This window comes from Pedobacter sp. AK013 (genome assembly GCF_014205835.1).
Taxonomy (GTDB): domain Bacteria; phylum Bacteroidota; class Bacteroidia; order Sphingobacteriales; family Sphingobacteriaceae; genus Pedobacter.
The window spans coordinates 35,103-52,352 of record NZ_JACHCQ010000014.1; the positions used below are offsets into that span (position 1 = coordinate 35,103).

Annotated in this window: 16 protein-coding genes; 9 read left to right on the plus strand and 7 right to left on the minus strand. The window is 37.8% G+C overall.

Features of this window, described 5'->3' with window-relative positions; all coding sequences use genetic code 11:
- Positions 1–82: 82 nt before the first annotated feature.
- The gene (locus HDC90_RS11180) at positions 83–1,036 is read right to left on the minus strand and encodes a Smr/MutS family protein (protein ID WP_184466351.1); all 954 of its coding nucleotides are present in this window, start codon (positions 1,034–1,036) and stop codon (positions 83–85) included.
- Between the two features lie 107 nt (positions 1,037–1,143).
- Complete coding sequence (gene rsgA, locus HDC90_RS11185; protein ID WP_184466353.1) at positions 1,144–2,064, minus strand: ribosome small subunit-dependent GTPase A; 921 nt, start codon at positions 2,062–2,064, stop codon at positions 1,144–1,146.
- A 200-nt stretch (positions 2,065–2,264) separates the two neighbouring features.
- On the opposite strand from rsgA, the gene fumC reads away from it, so the two are divergent.
- The 7 genes from fumC to HDC90_RS11220 all read left to right on the plus strand — a co-directional run bounded on the left by fumC (position 2,265) and on the right by HDC90_RS11220 (position 7,251).
- Entirely contained in the window at positions 2,265–3,662 is a 1,398-nt protein-coding gene (gene fumC / locus HDC90_RS11190; RefSeq protein WP_184466355.1) for a class II fumarate hydratase, read from the plus strand.
- A gap of 298 nt (positions 3,663–3,960) precedes the next feature.
- Positions 3,961–4,128: a hypothetical protein gene (locus HDC90_RS11195; protein WP_184466357.1), complete on the plus strand. Its 168-nt coding sequence runs from the start codon at positions 3,961–3,963 to the stop codon at positions 4,126–4,128.
- Positions 4,121–4,636 carry a fumarate hydratase gene (locus tag HDC90_RS11200; protein ID WP_184466358.1) on the plus strand — a complete coding sequence of 172 codons (516 nt, stop codon included), beginning with the start codon at positions 4,121–4,123 and terminating at the stop codon, positions 4,634–4,636. Before HDC90_RS11195 ends, HDC90_RS11200 begins: the two co-directional genes overlap by 8 nt.
- Before the next feature lies 1 nt (position 4,637).
- Positions 4,638–5,444 (plus strand): S1/P1 nuclease, encoded by an 807-nt coding sequence (locus tag HDC90_RS11205; protein ID WP_184466360.1) that lies wholly within the window; start codon positions 4,638–4,640, stop codon positions 5,442–5,444.
- A gap of 121 nt (positions 5,445–5,565) precedes the next feature.
- A complete protein-coding gene (locus tag HDC90_RS11210; RefSeq protein WP_184466362.1) occupies positions 5,566–6,006 on the plus strand; it encodes a hypothetical protein in 441 nt (146 codons plus the stop codon).
- 2 nt (positions 6,007–6,008) lie between these two features.
- Positions 6,009–6,443 (plus strand): low molecular weight protein-tyrosine-phosphatase, encoded by a 435-nt coding sequence (locus HDC90_RS11215; RefSeq protein ID WP_184466364.1) that lies wholly within the window; start codon positions 6,009–6,011, stop codon positions 6,441–6,443.
- Between the two features lie 40 nt (positions 6,444–6,483).
- Positions 6,484–7,251, plus strand: coding sequence for a ThuA domain-containing protein (locus tag HDC90_RS11220; protein ID WP_184466366.1), 768 nt, complete (start codon positions 6,484–6,486; stop codon positions 7,249–7,251).
- Positions 7,252–7,308: 57 nt separating this feature from the next.
- On the opposite strand, the gene HDC90_RS11225 is transcribed toward HDC90_RS11220, so the two are convergent.
- Both HDC90_RS11225 and HDC90_RS11230 read right to left on the minus strand, forming a co-directional pair.
- Positions 7,309–7,716, minus strand: a complete 408-nt coding sequence (locus HDC90_RS11225; protein WP_184466368.1) for a hypothetical protein — start codon at positions 7,714–7,716, stop codon at positions 7,309–7,311.
- A 58-nt stretch (positions 7,717–7,774) separates the two neighbouring features.
- Positions 7,775–8,452, minus strand: coding sequence for a hypothetical protein (locus HDC90_RS11230; RefSeq protein ID WP_184466370.1), 678 nt, complete (start codon positions 8,450–8,452; stop codon positions 7,775–7,777).
- Between the two features lie 163 nt (positions 8,453–8,615).
- Between HDC90_RS11230 and HDC90_RS11235 the strand changes: the two genes are divergently transcribed.
- Complete coding sequence (locus HDC90_RS11235; protein WP_184466371.1) at positions 8,616–10,070, plus strand: alpha-L-fucosidase; 1,455 nt, start codon at positions 8,616–8,618, stop codon at positions 10,068–10,070.
- Position 10,071: 1 nt separating this feature from the next.
- Here HDC90_RS11235 and HDC90_RS11240 read toward each other — a convergent pair whose 3' ends face one another.
- The 3 genes from HDC90_RS11240 to HDC90_RS11250 form a co-directional block, all read right to left on the minus strand.
- Positions 10,072–11,598, minus strand: a complete 1,527-nt coding sequence (locus HDC90_RS11240) for a rhomboid family intramembrane serine protease (RefSeq protein ID WP_184466373.1) — start codon at positions 11,596–11,598, stop codon at positions 10,072–10,074.
- A 6-nt stretch (positions 11,599–11,604) separates the two neighbouring features.
- A complete protein-coding gene (locus tag HDC90_RS11245) occupies positions 11,605–12,354 on the minus strand; it encodes a bifunctional 2-polyprenyl-6-hydroxyphenol methylase/3-demethylubiquinol 3-O-methyltransferase UbiG (protein WP_184466375.1) in 750 nt (249 codons plus the stop codon).
- A gap of 249 nt (positions 12,355–12,603) precedes the next feature.
- The gene (locus HDC90_RS11250; RefSeq protein ID WP_184466378.1) at positions 12,604–15,798 is read right to left on the minus strand and encodes a S41 family peptidase; all 3,195 of its coding nucleotides are present in this window, start codon (positions 15,796–15,798) and stop codon (positions 12,604–12,606) included.
- Positions 15,799–15,872: 74 nt separating this feature from the next.
- Here HDC90_RS11250 and HDC90_RS11255 point away from each other — a divergent pair, with 74 nt between their 5' ends.
- Positions 15,873–17,153 carry a glycosyltransferase family 4 protein gene (locus HDC90_RS11255; protein ID WP_184466380.1) on the plus strand — a complete coding sequence of 427 codons (1,281 nt, stop codon included), beginning with the start codon at positions 15,873–15,875 and terminating at the stop codon, positions 17,151–17,153.
- Positions 17,154–17,250 lie beyond the last annotated feature (97 nt).

Here is a 17,250-nt window from a genome sequence, read left to right on the forward strand (position 1 = left end):
AAGAATGTTTAATTCATTGGACAGATTCTGAAACAAGTTCAGAATGACGGATCGCATGCAAAAGACTCTCCGACATTATCCATTATTTAAAAACTACTTCTGTAGCCCCATAGCCAAACTTTTCTTTTCTGGCATCCATATATGTTTTTACATTTGGGTTTTTACTGATCAGTTTATGAATTTTATCCCGCAAAGTACCGTTACCCGAGCCGTGGATAAAAACGATTTTATCAAAATGATGCACAACCGCGGCATCCATTGCAGTTTGAAAATGATTAATCTGTATCTGCAACATTTCATCAGCTTCTAAAAAATGATGGTCATCTCTTAGTTTTTCGATGTGCAGATCAATTTCTTTTTGTGGCGCTTCAACTGTTTTTTTCTCTTCAGTCGATCTGAAAAAACTTTCCTTCAACTTCTGTGGATCGATGGTTACCGGAACAAGATCATCCAAGCGGATCAACCAACCTTTATTTTTTAATTGAGGCAACTCCTTTTGCTCGGTACTAAAATCTTTTGCCCTAAACTTTTTACGGATTACCAATGGATCGATAGGTTTCACATCAGCTTTACTAAACACTAAAACCTGAAAATTAAATTCTGGCCAAAGATCAAGATCTGCCAAGGAAGCAGAATAAACCAAAGTGGAGCCATAAGATTCAATTATCCCATAAAAAGCACCCGCATACTTTTCTTTACGTTCGGTGGTTAAGCTTATCAATAGAATATTTGACGAATGGTTTTGGAGGTGAAAATGCACCACATTACCCGCCTTATCATCGGTAGCCACAGCTATATAAATACCGTTTTCGATTTTGTTAATACTGGGAATATTTACTTGAATGGTTTTTGGTGCATCCAGCTCTTCGGTTACCACACCATGGCCATGTACAGAAGTTAAATTACTTACCGCAACAGGTATTTCGAAACCATCTTCATCGGTAACACCCAAAGTTTGATTGTCGATAATTTTGGTTACGTAACCTTCACGCTTTTCATCAACAAAACGTACAAAATCTCCTAGTTTAAATTTCATTTCTATATTTTTTTAACCACCAAGACACAAAGATTTTTAAGCAGTTTGAATTAAAATACCTTAGATGAAGCTATTTACCTCCTTTGGTCTTTGGCCTTTCAGCTTTTTTAATGCCTTGTATCGTTTCCGTGGTAAATGCTCAGGTAACTTTCATATCTCGAAACTGCAATTTCACCATCATTTACGGCTTCAATAACGGCACAGCCCGGTTCGTTAATATGCCTGCAATTATTAAAGCGGCAATTGTGCGAGATTTTAAAGATTTCTCTAAAAAAATGCCCCAATTCTTCTTTTTCGATGTCTATTACACCAAGTTCCCTGATACCAGGAGAATCTACAATAAAACCGCCTTGTGGTAGTTCAAACATTTCAGCAAAAGTGGTGGTATGCTGCCCCTTATCGCTCCAATCCGACACCTCTCCTGTTCTTAAATCACGATCGGGCATTAAAGCATTGATCAAACTTGATTTCCCTACTCCCGAATGTCCGGAAATTAATGTAATCTTATCAGTAATCAACTCCTGGATAACAGGAATGTTAATACCTTTTAAAGCTGAAACTTCATAACAGGCATAGTCGATATTTTCGTAAATATCTTTAAACTCCTGAAGAATTTCTAATCCCTGCTTACTAAACAGATCAAGTTTATTAAATACCAATACAGCAGGCACATCATAAGCTTCGGCAGTAACCAAAAAACGATCGATAAAACCCAAAGAAGTACGAGGTGAAGCGAGTGTAACCACCAGCATGGCCATATCCAAATTAGCAGCCAATATTTGCGCCTGCTTACTCAGGTTGATTGATTTGCGAATGATGTAGTTTTTACGGGGCAACATTTCGTGTATCAAACCCTGGTTACTGTCCCGTTCCAGATCAAACTTCACTCTGTCGCCAACCGCAATCGGATTGGTGGTTTTAAGTCCTTTAATCCGAAATTTCCCTACAATACGACAGTCATAGCGTTCGCCATTATCGGCCAAAACACTATACCAGCTCCCTGTAGATTTAATAACTAATCCCTGCATATTTGCGGTAAAGGTATGAATATGATTCCATTGGTAGAAGCGGCTAACCAGGATAAAAGTTTGTATATTAATGATGAAGAATAAAAAAGAATAGAGACATTTCGGCGATATATTTTCTTATCCACTAAATATCTTACATAAATCCAACGCTTTAAAAGGCAAAAAACCTAAATTTGCGACAACAAAAAATCAAAAATATAATGAGTTTCAGAATAGAACACGATACCATGGGCGAGGTGCAGGTACCAGCCGACAAATACTGGGGTGCACAAACCGAACGCTCACGCAATAACTTCAAAATCGGACCAGAAGGTTCAATGCCAAAAGAAATTATCCACGCTTTTGGATATCTGAAAAAAGCAGCTGCCCTTGCTAATACCGAACTGGGTGTATTATCAGCAGAAAAAGCAGCTTTAATTGCTAAAGCTTGTGATGAAATTATTGCAGGACAGCTAGATGATCAATTTCCTTTGGTAATCTGGCAAACTGGTTCGGGTACACAAAGCAACATGAATGGTAACGAGGTAATTGCAAATCGTGCTCATGTCATTAACGGCGGTTCATTAGCTGACGATAAAAAAGTACTTCACCCTAATGATGATGTAAATAAATCACAGTCATCAAACGATACTTACCCAACTGCAATGCACATTGCAGCCTATAAACTCACTGTAGAAAATACCATTCCTGGCTTAACCCATTTAAGAAACGCTTTGGCTAAAAAGGCCGAAGAATTTGCAGGCATTACCAAAACCGGCCGTACCCATTTTATGGATGCTACGCCACTTACTTTAGGCCAGGAATTTTCAGGTTATGTACAACAGATTGACAACAGCATTAGGGCAATCAAAAATGCTTTGGTAATGGTTGCCGAACTGGCTTTGGGCGGTACCGCCGTTGGTACGGGCTTAAATACACCAAAAGGATATGATGTTTTGGTGGCTAAAAAAATTGCCGATTTAACCGGCTTGCCTTTTGTTACTGCCCCAAATAAATTTGAGGCTTTAGCAGCGCACGATGCAATGGTAGAGCTTTCTGGTGCATTAAAACGTACTGCAGTTGCCTTAATGAAAGTGGCTAACGATGTAAGAATGTTAAGTTCTGGTCCCCGTTGTGGCATTGGCGAAATTGTGATCCCCGATAACGAACCTGGATCTTCTATTATGCCAGGAAAGGTTAATCCTACGCAACCAGAGGCTTTAACAATGGTTTGTGCACAGGTAATTGGTAACGATGTAGCCGTTTCAGTAGGCGGAATGTCAGGTCATTTTGAACTGAATGTATTTAAACCCCTTATTGCCGCTAATGTTTTGCAGTCGGCCCGTTTACTTGGCGATGCCTGCGTTTCTTTCACCGATAAATGTGCGGAAGGAATTACCGCCAACTTGCCAGAAATTGAGAAACATTTACAAAATTCTTTGATGTTGGTTACTGCATTAAACCCACACGTAGGTTACGAAAACGCAGCAAAAATTGCTAAAAAAGCCCATAAAGAAAATAAAACCTTAAAAGCAGCAGCTGTAGAATTGGGATTATTAACCGCCGAGCAGTTTGATGAGTGGGTACGCCCCGAAGATATGGTTGGCAGCCTGAAATAAGCCAACAATTTAACCGCTAAGTTGCTGGCAACTTAGCGGTTAATATAATACCACTTATAAGTGAGGTTCAAATCAAAATATTAAATAAACAATAGACCATAGACCATATGGAACCAATAATTGCTACAATGATCAGCATGATATCTATCATTGCCCCTTGCATCGTACTTGGAGCTTGCTGTTATTTTTTAGCAAAAAAAGTAGTTATTGAGGCCATTTTAATGACCATTGGGTCAGGAATGGGATTAATTATTCACTTATTTTACCTTTTGATCCCTATTTAACGAACTATAAGGGTATGTCCTACAGCAATATTTCAAAATATTATACTGTAGTTGGTATTTTCAACCTCATTTCCAGCCTATGCTTTGCCATTGGTTTTTCAATATTGATCATTAATACCGTTAAAAAGAATAAGACCGTTAAGGAACAGTTCCCTAAAAGCAACGATTATAACCATGAGTAAACCGCAATTAGGATTAAGGTTTTGTTACATTCTCCTTTTTACATTATCCATTTTACAACTGGCGTGTAGTCCGCGACCTAATATTCAGGGTAAAGGTGAAGATTTTATGCAAGGGGTTTGGAATGAAGATTCTATTGCTTTTAGTAATAAATTGAGCAACTACACACAACACCATTTCAAGTTTACCTGCGATTCGGTTTATATTGATATGGTTACCCATAGCAAAGTAAATTTTTACGAAGACTCTTGTTATAACAATGGCATCTGGAAAGAATATGCCAAAGGTGTTTATGCCGTTAAAGGTGATACTTTATTTATAGGCGCCACCTTTACACATGCTAACTATAAACAAAAAATATCGGGATGTTACCGCATTGGCAGGTACGACAAGAACTTCCTGATCAAAAAAAAATCTGCAGATTCGTTATTTTTGGAAAGTTTGAGCGATCAGCGTGAAATTAAGCTAACACTTAAAGAAAAAATTACCTGCGTACAAAAAGAATTATAAAATGATTTTAACATCAATTAAAAAGAAATTAACCTCTGCTTTAGCCATTGGTTTTTTAGCCTATTTACCTATTCAGGCAGGTGCATGGGGCACCATTGGTCATCGTGTAGTTGGCGAAATTGCCGATAGTTATTTAAAGACTAAAACACGCAAGGCTATTCAAAGTATTTTAGGTTACGAAACTTTGGCCATGAGTGCCAACTGGGGCGATTTTATTAAATCGGATTCCACTTATAACTATATGTATAACTGGCACTTTGTTAATCTTCCGGCTGGATTAGATAAAAATGGGGTATATCAATTTTTGGACACTGAAAAAACACCAAATCTTTACAATAAAATCCCTGATTTAATCGCTATTTTAAAGAAAACAAGCAGTACTGCGACCGAAAAAAAACTAGCCTTGCGCATGTTGGTTCACCTGGCAGGCGATTTGTGCCAGCCTATGCATGTTGCCCGTAAGGATGATTTGGGCGGCAACCGCATTTCGGTATTATGGTTCAATGAAAAATCGAATATCCACAGGGTTTGGGATGAACAGCTCATCGAATATCAGCAGTTAAGTTATACAGAATATGCGAAGGCAATCAATCATCCTTCTGCCATTCAGTTGTATAACTGGCAAAACACAGGCCTTAAAGATTGTATTTACGAATCGTATGGCATTTGCAATAAAATTTACGAAAACACCAAACCAGACGCTAAATTAAGCTACCGCTATAATTTTGACTGGGTAGATACCCTTAACGAACAGTTATTAAAAGGTGGCGTACGTTTAGCCAAAATGTTAAACGATATCTACGGATAACATTTCCAAACATTTTAGATGCTCCAACGCTAACCAGCTTGGGGCATTTTTTTTAAGTATCGTAGCAATTCAACTATGGCATTCGTTTTACCGGATATAAACTAAAACCAATTATAAACCGATGAAAAAATTACTACTTATCTTATCCCTATGCCTAGCATTTGCCTGTAAAAAGAAAGAAATTGTTGCAATTGACGATATTACAAGTTACAGCTGGCCCTTGCAATCGGCAACTGTTAGCCCTGTTTTAACGGTAGATGGAAAATCGAGCAGTAATTTCATGACACTTTCAGGTCTTAGTGCCTGTTTAAACAACAATTACGCACTAAGTTTTTCGGCAAACGGATCTTATGCTTTCACCTCAACAGGTCCATTATGCGACATGTTTTCCTCTCAAAATGCCAAATGGACAAAAATGGGGAATGAAATCACGTTAAACAATGGTTTCGGCAATACAGAAACTATAAATTTAAGCGGGACAAATATCATTCAAAAATATACTTTTGAGAAAGAAGGAAAAACCTACACCGTTACTTATATATTTACAGCAAAATCTAAATAATATTGAAAATTTTAATGGTTTGCCTCGGTAACATCTGCCGTTCGCCTTTAGCCGAAGGCATTATGCGCCAACTGGCAGATAAACAGAACTTAAACTGGGAAATTGCTTCGGCAGGAACGGGTAACTGGCATATTGGGAAAGCACCCGACCATAGGAGCATTGCTGCGGCTAAAGCCCTCGGTTACGATATCAGCAAACAACGGGCACAACAATTTAACCACTCTATGTTTGCCAAATACGACCTGATTTTGGTGATGGACAGGAATAATTTAGCTCATCTTAAAAACCTTGCTAAAAGCGAGGAAGAACGAAAAAAGGTTAAACTTTTTCTTGATAACGACGAAGTTACAGACCCATATTGGGATAATGCACTGTTTAGCCCGGTTTGTAAACAGATTGAAGAAAGATGTATGGAAATTATCAAACAACTTTCTTAAATTTAAAGTTCAATATTCATCACTAACCAAGTTAACAAAAATGAAAAAGTACCTGTCCCTATGTTTATTAATTGCCTCCGTTTTTTTATTCCAAAGTTATACTGCCGCTAAGAAATCAGCAAAGGTTTTAGTTTTTTCCAAAACCAAAGGTTTTAGGCACAACTCTATTGAAACCGGAAAAGAAGTTATCCAAAAATTAGGCACCGAGCATCATTTTGAAGTAGATACCACCGAAAATGCCGATCTGTTTACAGAAGATAACCTTAAAAAGTATGCCGCTGTTATTTTTCTAAATACAACAGGCGATGTTTTAGACAATAAACAACAGGTAGCTTTCGAGAGATATATCCAGGCTGGTGGAGGTTATGTAGGCATACATGCTGCAACCGATACCGAATACGATTGGCCTTGGTATGGTAAATTGGCTGGCGCTTATTTCATCAGTCATCCAGCTGTTCAGGAGGCTAAATTTATTGTTAAAGATAAAAAACATCCAGCTACTAAATTCCTCACTGATTCGATATGGATGAGAAAGGATGAACTATATAACTTTAAGGATATCAATCCAGATATTAAAGTGCTAATCACGCTAGACGAGAAATCGTATACAGGCGGTAAAAATGGCGATTTCCATCCTTTTAGCTGGTACCACAATTTTGATGGAGGAAGAGCTTTCTACACTTGTATGGGCCATACTAAAGAAGGCTGGGCAGATGATAAATTTCAGAATCATTTATGGGGAGGGATCGAATATGCCATGGGCAGCCAAAAGAAATTAGATTACAGCAAAGCGCATTCAAAATTATAAGATTAAGGTTGAGCTTACTGGAATTATTAGCCAGCTAGCTCAACCTTTAATTCATGTCTAATAAAACAACTGCGAAAGTACATTGCTTGCACTAGGTGCTGCAGGTTTTAAAGAAGTAAACTTTGCCAATTGTGCAACAGTTAAAGCGGTTCCAAGTTTCGATTTCAACCCAGAAAACAATTTACCAAATTTGCTTTGATAAGCAGCAGGGTCTGTTTTTTGAGTAGCCATAATTGTTGCTTTCTGCACCAAAAAATCTTTCACAATTGTAGTTACGGTTGGTTTTTGAGCCGGAGTTAAACTTAGGGAAGGAGTAAGTTTACCAATAATGCCCGAGGTTAAACTTGCCGCATCGAAACCAGTGCTTGCTGCTGCAGCAGATCCAACTTTACTTAAAAGACTTTGTGCATTAGATGCAAAGTTCAGGCCTAATATGAAGGCAGATAAAATCAATACTTTTTTCATTTCAATAGTTATATATTTAACTAAGGTAAACAATTTACACCTTTTGGGAATGAATATTTTATGAAGTTTTGACTTTTTTCAGGTTAGCCAAATAAATATAATTCAGCATACAGAAAGAAGCTACAGCCCCAAAAGTATGCCATAAAAAGTGCGTACCTATTGCAAACACATCCCATTTATCGGCAATACGGAAAGTTAGTGCGAATATGAAAGCAATTAGGGCAAAGCCAACCCATTTGCCGTTTTTCCACTCAGTTTTGATTAAATAGCCAAATACTGGAAATAAAACCAGTGCGGCCATAAAAGCATAATTGATATTAATGAAAATCTGAAAATCGCCATTGCTAAAAAGCTTTCGGACATAAAATTGAAAGAAAGCATATACTGCTACAATTAAAACAGCAAAGTACCATCTGGTTAGTTTAGAAAGAAAATAGACACCGGCCGAAAGGCACAGCAGCATAATCGGCATCCAATCCATCATGATAAAGATTGGCCAACGTCTTAGCCCATGGTAGGTAGTCCCTCCTATTCCGCCTATATAAAGTAAAACTAATGCAATGGTTAAAAAGCTGTGTTGCTTAAAATTTCCCCAGATTTTTATTGTCCAATACACGGCAATAGCCAAGAAAAAGCAACTTGTGATGGCATTAAATGGCTCTGGAAAAAGTTGGCTAAGATTGGTTTCTGTATATATTGTACCCCCATCTGGAGGCGTCTGGATAAAAGCGCTCATGTTTAATTAACGTATACTGAAACTAAATGTTTGATAGATCTATGCAACGATCAAGATGTAAAAATAATTTAATGTTTATATCTCCAGGAGATTAAATATTAGTTAACGCTTACTTTACCAATGGGAATTATTTGTACTTTAGTTTTATCTAAGCTATACTATTATGAAACAGTTATTGATTCTTTTTTTACTTCTTTCGTCGGCTATTTATGCCCAAACACCTCCTCAACCTTATGGTGCATTACCATCAAACAGGCAGTTGGCCTGGCATGATATCGAGGTTTATGGTTTAATCCATTTTACACCAACTACTTTCGAAAATAAAGAGTGGGGTTATGGTGATGCTGACCCAAAAACATTCAACCCGACAGATTTTAATGCTGAGCAGATTGTTAAAGCCGCTAAAGCAGGAGGTTTAAGAGGTATTATTTTGGTAGCTAAACATCATGACGGTTTTGCCCTGTGGCCAACTAAAACTACTGAATATAATATCAGTAAAAGTCCGTTCAGAGGGGGAAAGGGAAATTTAGTTAAAGAAGTAGAACAGGCTGTACGTAAAAACGGTTTAAAATTTGGCGTTTATTGCTCGCCATGGGACAGGAACAATCCGCTTTATGGAACAGATAAATATCTTTCCATTTACCAGGCGCAGCTAAAAGAGCTTTACAGCAATTTCGGTGAACTTTTTATGAGCTGGCATGATGGCGCTAACGGTGGCGATGGCTATTATGGTGGCGCTAAAGAAAAACGCGCTATAGATAACACCACCTATTACGATTGGAACAATACCTGGGCAATTACGCGTAAAATGCAACCAATGGCCAATATTTTTAGCGATATCGGTTTAGATATCCGCTGGGTAGGGAATGAGGATGGGCATGCTGCGCCAACCTCTTGGGCAACCTTCACTCCGATGGCACCGGATGGAAAAAGTGTAGCAGTGCCCGGGCAGGCAAATTACCCACAAAGCCCCGAAGGAATTAGAAATGGTAAATTCTGGATGCCGGCAGAATGCGATGTTCCGCTAAGAAAAGGATGGTTCTATCATGCTAACGAAAAACCAAAAACCCCAGAAACCTTATTCGATCTGTATTTAAAAAGTGTTGGCCGTGGTGCAGGCTTAGATCTTGGTTTAGCACCCGATACCCGTGGACAATTGCATGAAGATGATGTTGCTGCGCTGAAAACTTTTGGCGACATGGTTAAACATACTTTTGAGAATAACCTGGCCAAAAATGCATCAATCAAAGCAAGCAATAGTAGAGGCAAAAAGTATGATGTTACTGCGCTGCTTGATGGAAAAAGGGAGAGTTACTGGGCTACTCAGGATGATATCCATCAGGCAAGTTTAGAACTAGATTTAAAAGGAGCTAAAACCTTTGATATCATTAGCCTACAAGAGTACATTCCTTTAGGACAGCGAATAGAGGCTTATACTATTGAAATATCTGAAAACAATGCCTGGAGAAAAGTTTACGATGGCACAAGTATCGGTGCAAAACGTTTAATAAAACTCGACAATCCGGTTACTGCAAACAAGATAAAAATCAACATCATTAAATCTCCTGTGTGCATTACTTTGAGTGAAATTGGATTATACAAGAAAGCGGGCAATTAACTTACTCCGGTTTATAAAGAATTTCGAAAACCTTTGCCAATGCATTAGAAGTTTCTTTACTGTAACGATAGGTGCTATCGGCCTTAATGTCTCTGTACATTAACATTACGGCCCTGTGTGATGCCTTACTCAGCTTTATTTTTTCAGCACGTTCTTTAGCATCTTCAGGCTTTAAATTTAAGGCCTGCATTTGCTTAATTACGACCAGGTTCCTTTCCATGGGGATAATACCATCTGCTTTGATGGAAGCGAGCTTGATATCTTTAGGCAAAGAGATTTTTAAATTCATAATGCTGTTGAGTGAGCCCAGGTTACCATTAAAAGTATCGCTTAATTTGCGGTATTCTTCTGTTCCATACTTAGGATTAAAGTAAATTATCCCACTAAAAAACATCAGGAATAAAAGCATTGAAACGGCATACCTTGTCCAGGTTTTAACTTCAAATGTTTTGTCCCATTTATAATTAAGGAGGTAAGCAAAAATAAATCCCGATACAAAACCGCCTATGTGTGCTGCATTATCTACCCTTTTGCCAAAAGCACCGTTCATCAGTACCAGTAAGGAAACAATCAATGTACTTACCAACAATGCTTTAGTGGCCTTCGGTTCGAAAGTTTTGGTAAGTAGAAGTGCAATAAAAGCACCATATAAGCCCATAATGGCTCCTGATGCCCCCATCATTACCCCTTCCTGGTGAAAAATCAAACTCAACAGCCCTCCACAAATACCACTAACCAAATAAATAAACAGGTATTTTTTCCAGCCCAGTTTATTCTCTATCATTAAACCAAGGTAAATCAGCGCATACATATTAAAAAATAAATGCGACTTAGATCCGTGAATAAACTGATAGGTAATTAATCGCCAATATTCGCCCCCCAGTACAAGATTACGCTGATTAACCCCAAAATTTAACGCTATTTTTTTTAGCTCTTCTATAAAATCAGGATCATAACTACTTCCATTTCTTACAAACTGATACCTCAGGTACACTATCGAGAAAAGAATAAGTGTTATATAATAAAAGATATTTAGAAGCACCAAAATTGGCGTTACCGTATAGCCTTTTTGAGGAAAAAACAAGAACAACACATTCTTGATCTTGTTTTTCGTTGCTAAGGGCGCTTTCTCAAAATACCGATCATCCTGAGTTGCGACAAATTGATGAAACTTAAGTAAACTTTCTTCCCAAATATCTTTGAGATGAAACTCTACATATTCAAACTCATGAAAAAACTTCTCAAGGTTTGCATCATTTTTGCCATAATCATTGAAAAACATCTGGATACCTACACACTCACTTTTTACTACAGCGAAATTTCCATGGATACGGATAGATATTTCCTCACTATAGGATTGGAAAGATATTGGTGTGTACGCAATTAGTCCGCTTTCTGACACATGGCTAAGGCTCCAGCCCAGATTTTCGATAGCCTGCCTGGCTACAATTAAATATTTATCTGCCGGAAAATCGGCCAAAGGAATAAACTTTTCAATTTTAGGTGAGTAACCCCAACTGATTAACATAGCGCGTTATATTTTTTTCGCTACTAAGATAATATAAGGTGATAGATTTTTACTTTCGAATGGAATAATCTTTGTAAATACTTTTCCAGTCAGCCAAACTGCCTTTTTAAATAGGCGAACGCCTGCAGATTTTTGGCTTTCATTTTCTAGCCATATACTAAAACGGCCAAAATAACCAGATTTTACTTCTTTAAGTCCGGCTTGTTCACAAATCGATTTTAACAGTTCTGGATCCATGCTATCGATATTGTGTTTATCGTAATTTTCTCTATCGAAATTCTTTTGGAACCAACCATTTACCGCCTTAAAATTTGGTAGCGTGACAAACAAGGTACCGCCCGGTTTTACAAAAGCAATGTGGCGGTTAATAATATCGGTAGTATCGTTAAAATGCTCAATTAAACCGCAGCTTAGCACAAGATCATACTGCTTTTCGGGTATGTAATTAAAAAGATCGGTTTCGATAATGTGAATATCCTTTTCGGTTAAGCCGTTCTTTACCAAAAGCTCGTTTACAACCGGTGGATGAACAAAATAATCGAGAAGAGTAACATCAAGCTGAAAATATTTTTTCAGGAACACAGCATAATAACCAGGGAAGCCGCCCAATTCTATAGCGGTTTTAACATTATCCTTCTGAATAACATCTGCCAGTTGCTGATGAAATAAATAATTGGAAGGTAACTGAACCGCTAGCCCTTTTTTACTTTCCCAATAATTTACCCAAAAAGCCCTGTCGGTTAATAAATTTGCCATGTTTTAAATAATTCCAACCTCAAAGAAACGGAAAAAATGGTTAACTGCCTAAAATGGTTAATTGTTTAAACCATGAAATCACTCAAAGCATAAGTTGTCAAAATCATATCTTAAAATTTTATCGTCATTTCGACCGCAGTGGAGAAATCTTTTAAACTTGCTGAAAAGATTTCTCCATTTCGTTCCACTTCAGTCGAAATGACGATTTTGGGGGCTCAATTACCCGATTTAAACAATAACTGATTAACCCTATTTAAGGTCCTTCAAAATCTCAGCCACTGCTTTTTCGAGTTGAGGATCTTTATTTGCCAGGCGGTCTTCAAAAGTATTTTTAACGAAGATGTCTGGCTTAACACCCTCCTTTTCAATATTCTTGCCATCCATAGTATAACAACCCCATGATGGCAGACGATAAGAAGAACCATCAACCAAACCTTTAGCCGAAGTAAAAATAATCCATCGATAGGTTTCTGTACCAATAATCTTACCCAGTTTTAATTGCTTAAAACCAGCGGCCGTCATTTCAGCATCACTTAGAGATTGCTCGTTAATCAGCAATACAATCGGTTTCGCTGCAGGGCCAAAATTACCTTGTGGGGCCATTTTACCACCACGGTATTTCCATTGTAAATACGGACGCTGAGAAAGGAATTTTAATACATCATCGTGCACATTTCCTCCGGTATTGTAACGCAGATCGAGAATAATAGCTTCCTTATTTTCTTCTTGTGCAACCATATCTAAAAGGAAAGTTTCCAACTCGCCACCACCCATATTTTTCATATAAGAATAAGCTATACGGTTGTTGCTCCATTTATCTACATTTTTATGGTTTTGGCTAATCCACTCATCGTAAAGGTTTCCGCGCAAAGTACCAGAACTTTCAGGATGTACATTTACATAAACATCTTTTCCATTGCGTTTAAAGGTTAAAGTGATTTCTTTATCTAGTGATGGTTTACTAAAATAATAATCGCGGTCTATTTTCTCATCTACTTTAACACCATTTACTTCAGTTAAAATATCTCCTGCCAAAATATTTGTCCCGGTGTGTGCAGCATTACTTTTAGCGGCAATACGTTCAACTTTTAAAGGGTTTTCATTATCGAAGATAATCCCCGTTTCATTAGTGATGTAAGTAAGGTTTTTACGTTCCTCTGCCCCTGAGCTATTAAAGCCCATGTGAGAAGAATTCAGTTCGCCCAGCATATCATTCAATAAAATCCTAAGATCACTCCGGTTATTTACATAAGGCAGATAAGCCGCATAACGTGTTCTCATTTTATCCCAATCTACGCCATGAAATTTTTCATCGTAAAAATTTTCATCCAAACCTACCCAAGTTTCGTAAAACATCTGATTAAACTCGGCATTCAGGTTTCTGGTAAATTTATAACCATGGTCTACCCGATCAAGTTTATTCCCTTCTAAGGTATATTTGTTGATTACACCTCTCGATAAAACGAAAAATTTATCCCCGGCCGAAATAATGGAGTAATCACCCCCATCGGCAACTTTTTCAGTTTTATTGGCTTCAAAAGGTTCTATGACGGTGCGATAAAGACCAAATGCACCACCTTCATGGTTAGATGAATAATAAACATAGGTTTTATCGCCCTTAGCATAAGCATCTGTTCCGTACTGGCCACCAAACGAAGGGCCAACCAATTCTATTCTATCAAGGATATCTTGAGTATTAATGATAATTACGTTAGCGGGCTTAGGTGTAGGTTTAACTTCTGTTTTCTTTTTAGCCGTATCGGTTTTTGCTTTTTTATCATTTTTATTTTCAGGTGCAGGCTTAACATCGGTTGGTGCGGGCTTGCTTTCTTTAAACAGATCGTCGAACTTATCTGAACGGTAGGGTTCATCGTAATCGTTCAACGCCATTCGATAAATGTGCGCGTTCGACATTCCGGTTGGATAAGATGGTTTGGTACGAGCACTGGTAAAGAAAATATATTTCCCATCTGGCGACCAAGCCGGACCAGTTTCGGTAACACCTGTATTGGTTAAGTTAATGGTTTTATTGTTTTTAATGTGATGCACCATAATATCCTGCTCGAAATTCCGGTAAACAGTGAAAAGCACATATTCGTCATTTGGCGAAAAACTTGGTGCCGAGCTTTGTATAGCCCAAAACTCGTCAGTCACTAAAGTTTTGGCTTCAAAAGTTTTAAGGTCCATCAGTTTAAGTTCGTTTCTACCACTCAAATACACAGCCATTGTTTTGGTTTTATTTAAAGTAATATCCCGTACGTTTGCCTTCTCCTTAGTGAGCTGTTTTATTGAGCCCTTACCATCGCCGGTAATGGTAAACCAGTTTTGATATCCGTTAGCTGTTTGACTAAACAGGATGGTTTTGTTATCAGCCAACCATTTACATTCTAGTGCCCTTTCTCCACTATTGGTAATCTTACGGATAAATTTCCCGTCGGCATCGCTTACAAATACCTCTCCGCGCGAGATAAATGCCATCTTTTTACCATCAGTAGAAACATCGAACGCCGAAATATTGCCTCGCACATCGTACTCTTGTTCTTTACTCAATACTTGATTCCGTGAAGTACTAATATTGATTTTCTCGGTTTTCTTAGAAGCTACATCGTAGGTGTACAATTGATAATCTTTCTCAAACACAACCGTAGTTCCATTGGCCGAAACAAAAGGGCGTTTAATGGAAGTATCAAAATTGGTCAGGCTTGTTTTCTTGCCACCTATAAAAGTGTAGAGATTGTATTCTTCATTGCCTTCATCCGATACGAAAAAGATATTTCCTTTTTGATCAATACTTGTCCAAAAATCTTTCCCGATGTAATCGGTATAGCGTTTATAGCTTTTCGATTTTGGATTGTACGACTGGATATCGGGATTATAGGCTCCTTTGTAATGTTTACGGTTTGTAAAGCGATAACTCTCCCATGTATCATTAAAAAACAGTTCTCCATTTGGTGATTCGGCAATGTGGTGCGTAGTGTTGAAATAATTATCGAATAAACGAACAGCCGTACCACCGTTTACGCTTACCTTATAACTCGAAAAAGAATTGTACCGACCAGATGTAAAATAAATTGTTTTCGAATCCCAACTCCAGTTGTCTACTTCATCAGCAGCATCGTTAAAAGTTAATTGTTTAATGTCGCCACCTGTTAGCGGCATAACATAAACATCATAATTACCAAATTGATTAGACGAAAAAGCCATCCATTTTCCATCGGGAGATATTTTCGGATTAATTTCTTCACCTTGCATGGCTGTAACTCTCGAAGCTACACCTCCTTTTACAGGTACTTTCCAGATATCGCCATCATAGCTAAATACTATTGTTTGTGCATCTGGCGTTAAAGCAGGGTATGCCGCAAAATAAGTTTGGCTGTAGGCCAAGGAATAAATGGGTAACAAAAAAGCTAATGTTGCTAACGATTTCAACAGGGATTTGATCATGATTTATTTTGTTTGGCTTTTGATGCCTCAAAATACGCAACAGATTTTATATTCGTAAACAATAAAATGTATTTTTGATTGATTTGAAAGTAGTACACCTAAATACCTACGATGGAAATGGCGGAGCAGGACGTGCCTGTTTGCGCTTAAGTGACGCATTAAACGCTAGTGGAATCGATTCGAAAGTATTGGTTTACTATAAATTTGGTCAAAATCCTAAGATTGAAACCTTTAGCAAATCTCCTTTGCAGAAAGCAAAAGCCATTTATAACATCTTATCAGAAAGATATTTTGCCAAATGGCTCAGTAAATCTGTAAAAACACCATTTAGCTTGCATTGGTTTGGCCGTTCGGTTATAAACCATCCAGATGTTAAAAATGCCGATATTATCCATCTGCATTGGGTAAACCATGGCTTCTTAAACCCCAAGTTTTTAGCACAGCTTGATGAACTGGAAAAACCGATTGTGTGGACTTTTCACGATAGCAATGCTTTTACTGGAGGCTGTCATGTGCGCTATGGATGCGAAAATTTTCACCAACAATGTGGCAATTGCCCGATTTTGAAAATCAGCGGTAAAAATGATATTTCTCACAAAACCTGGTTACGCAAGCAGAAAGCTTACACGAAATTAAATTTCCATATTGTGGCGCCTAGCAAATGGATGGCGGCTTCGGTAAAGTTCAGCAGTTTGTTGGGCACGCGAAAAACTACAGTTATCCCGAATACAATAGAAACGAAAATTTTCAAACCCTACGTTAAATCAGAAGCTAAGAAAATCCTGAAGATTAATCCAGATAAATTTGTGTTGATGAGCGGATTTATGCCTTCAAAAAACGACAAGCATAAAGGAACGCCCTATTTAATCGAAGCACTAGAAATTTTGTCGCGTAGGGCAGGAATACAGAAAGAAAATATTGAGCTGGTTATTTTTGGAAATAAGGAAAATACCGAAATGCCTGAATTTCCCTTTAAAACCACTTTTCTCGGGACCATTAATAAGGACGACCATTTGGCAAAATGTTATTCTGCCGCCGATGCTTTTATTACTCCCTCTCTTGAAGATAACCTGCCCAATACCGTGATGGAAAGTTTATCATGCGCTACCCCTGTTGTTGCTTTTACCACTGGCGGGATTCCGGATATGGTTAAACACATGCAAAACGGCTATCTGGCCGAATATCAGAACGCTGAAGATTTGGCAAACGGTATAGAGTGGCTTTACCATCGTCCAAATAAAGAAGAGATCCAAAAAGCAGCCAGATTAAGTATTTTAACAGATTTCTCTGAAGAAGTAATTGCTGCAGAACATATCGATCTTTATGAAACGCTGATTGATTTACAACCGAAATAATTTCAATATCTTAATAAAATTTACAGTTCTATTTACGATTCAATTGGTAAAATCTCATTTTCTTTTCTACAAATAAAAATTTGGTCAATCTTTATTA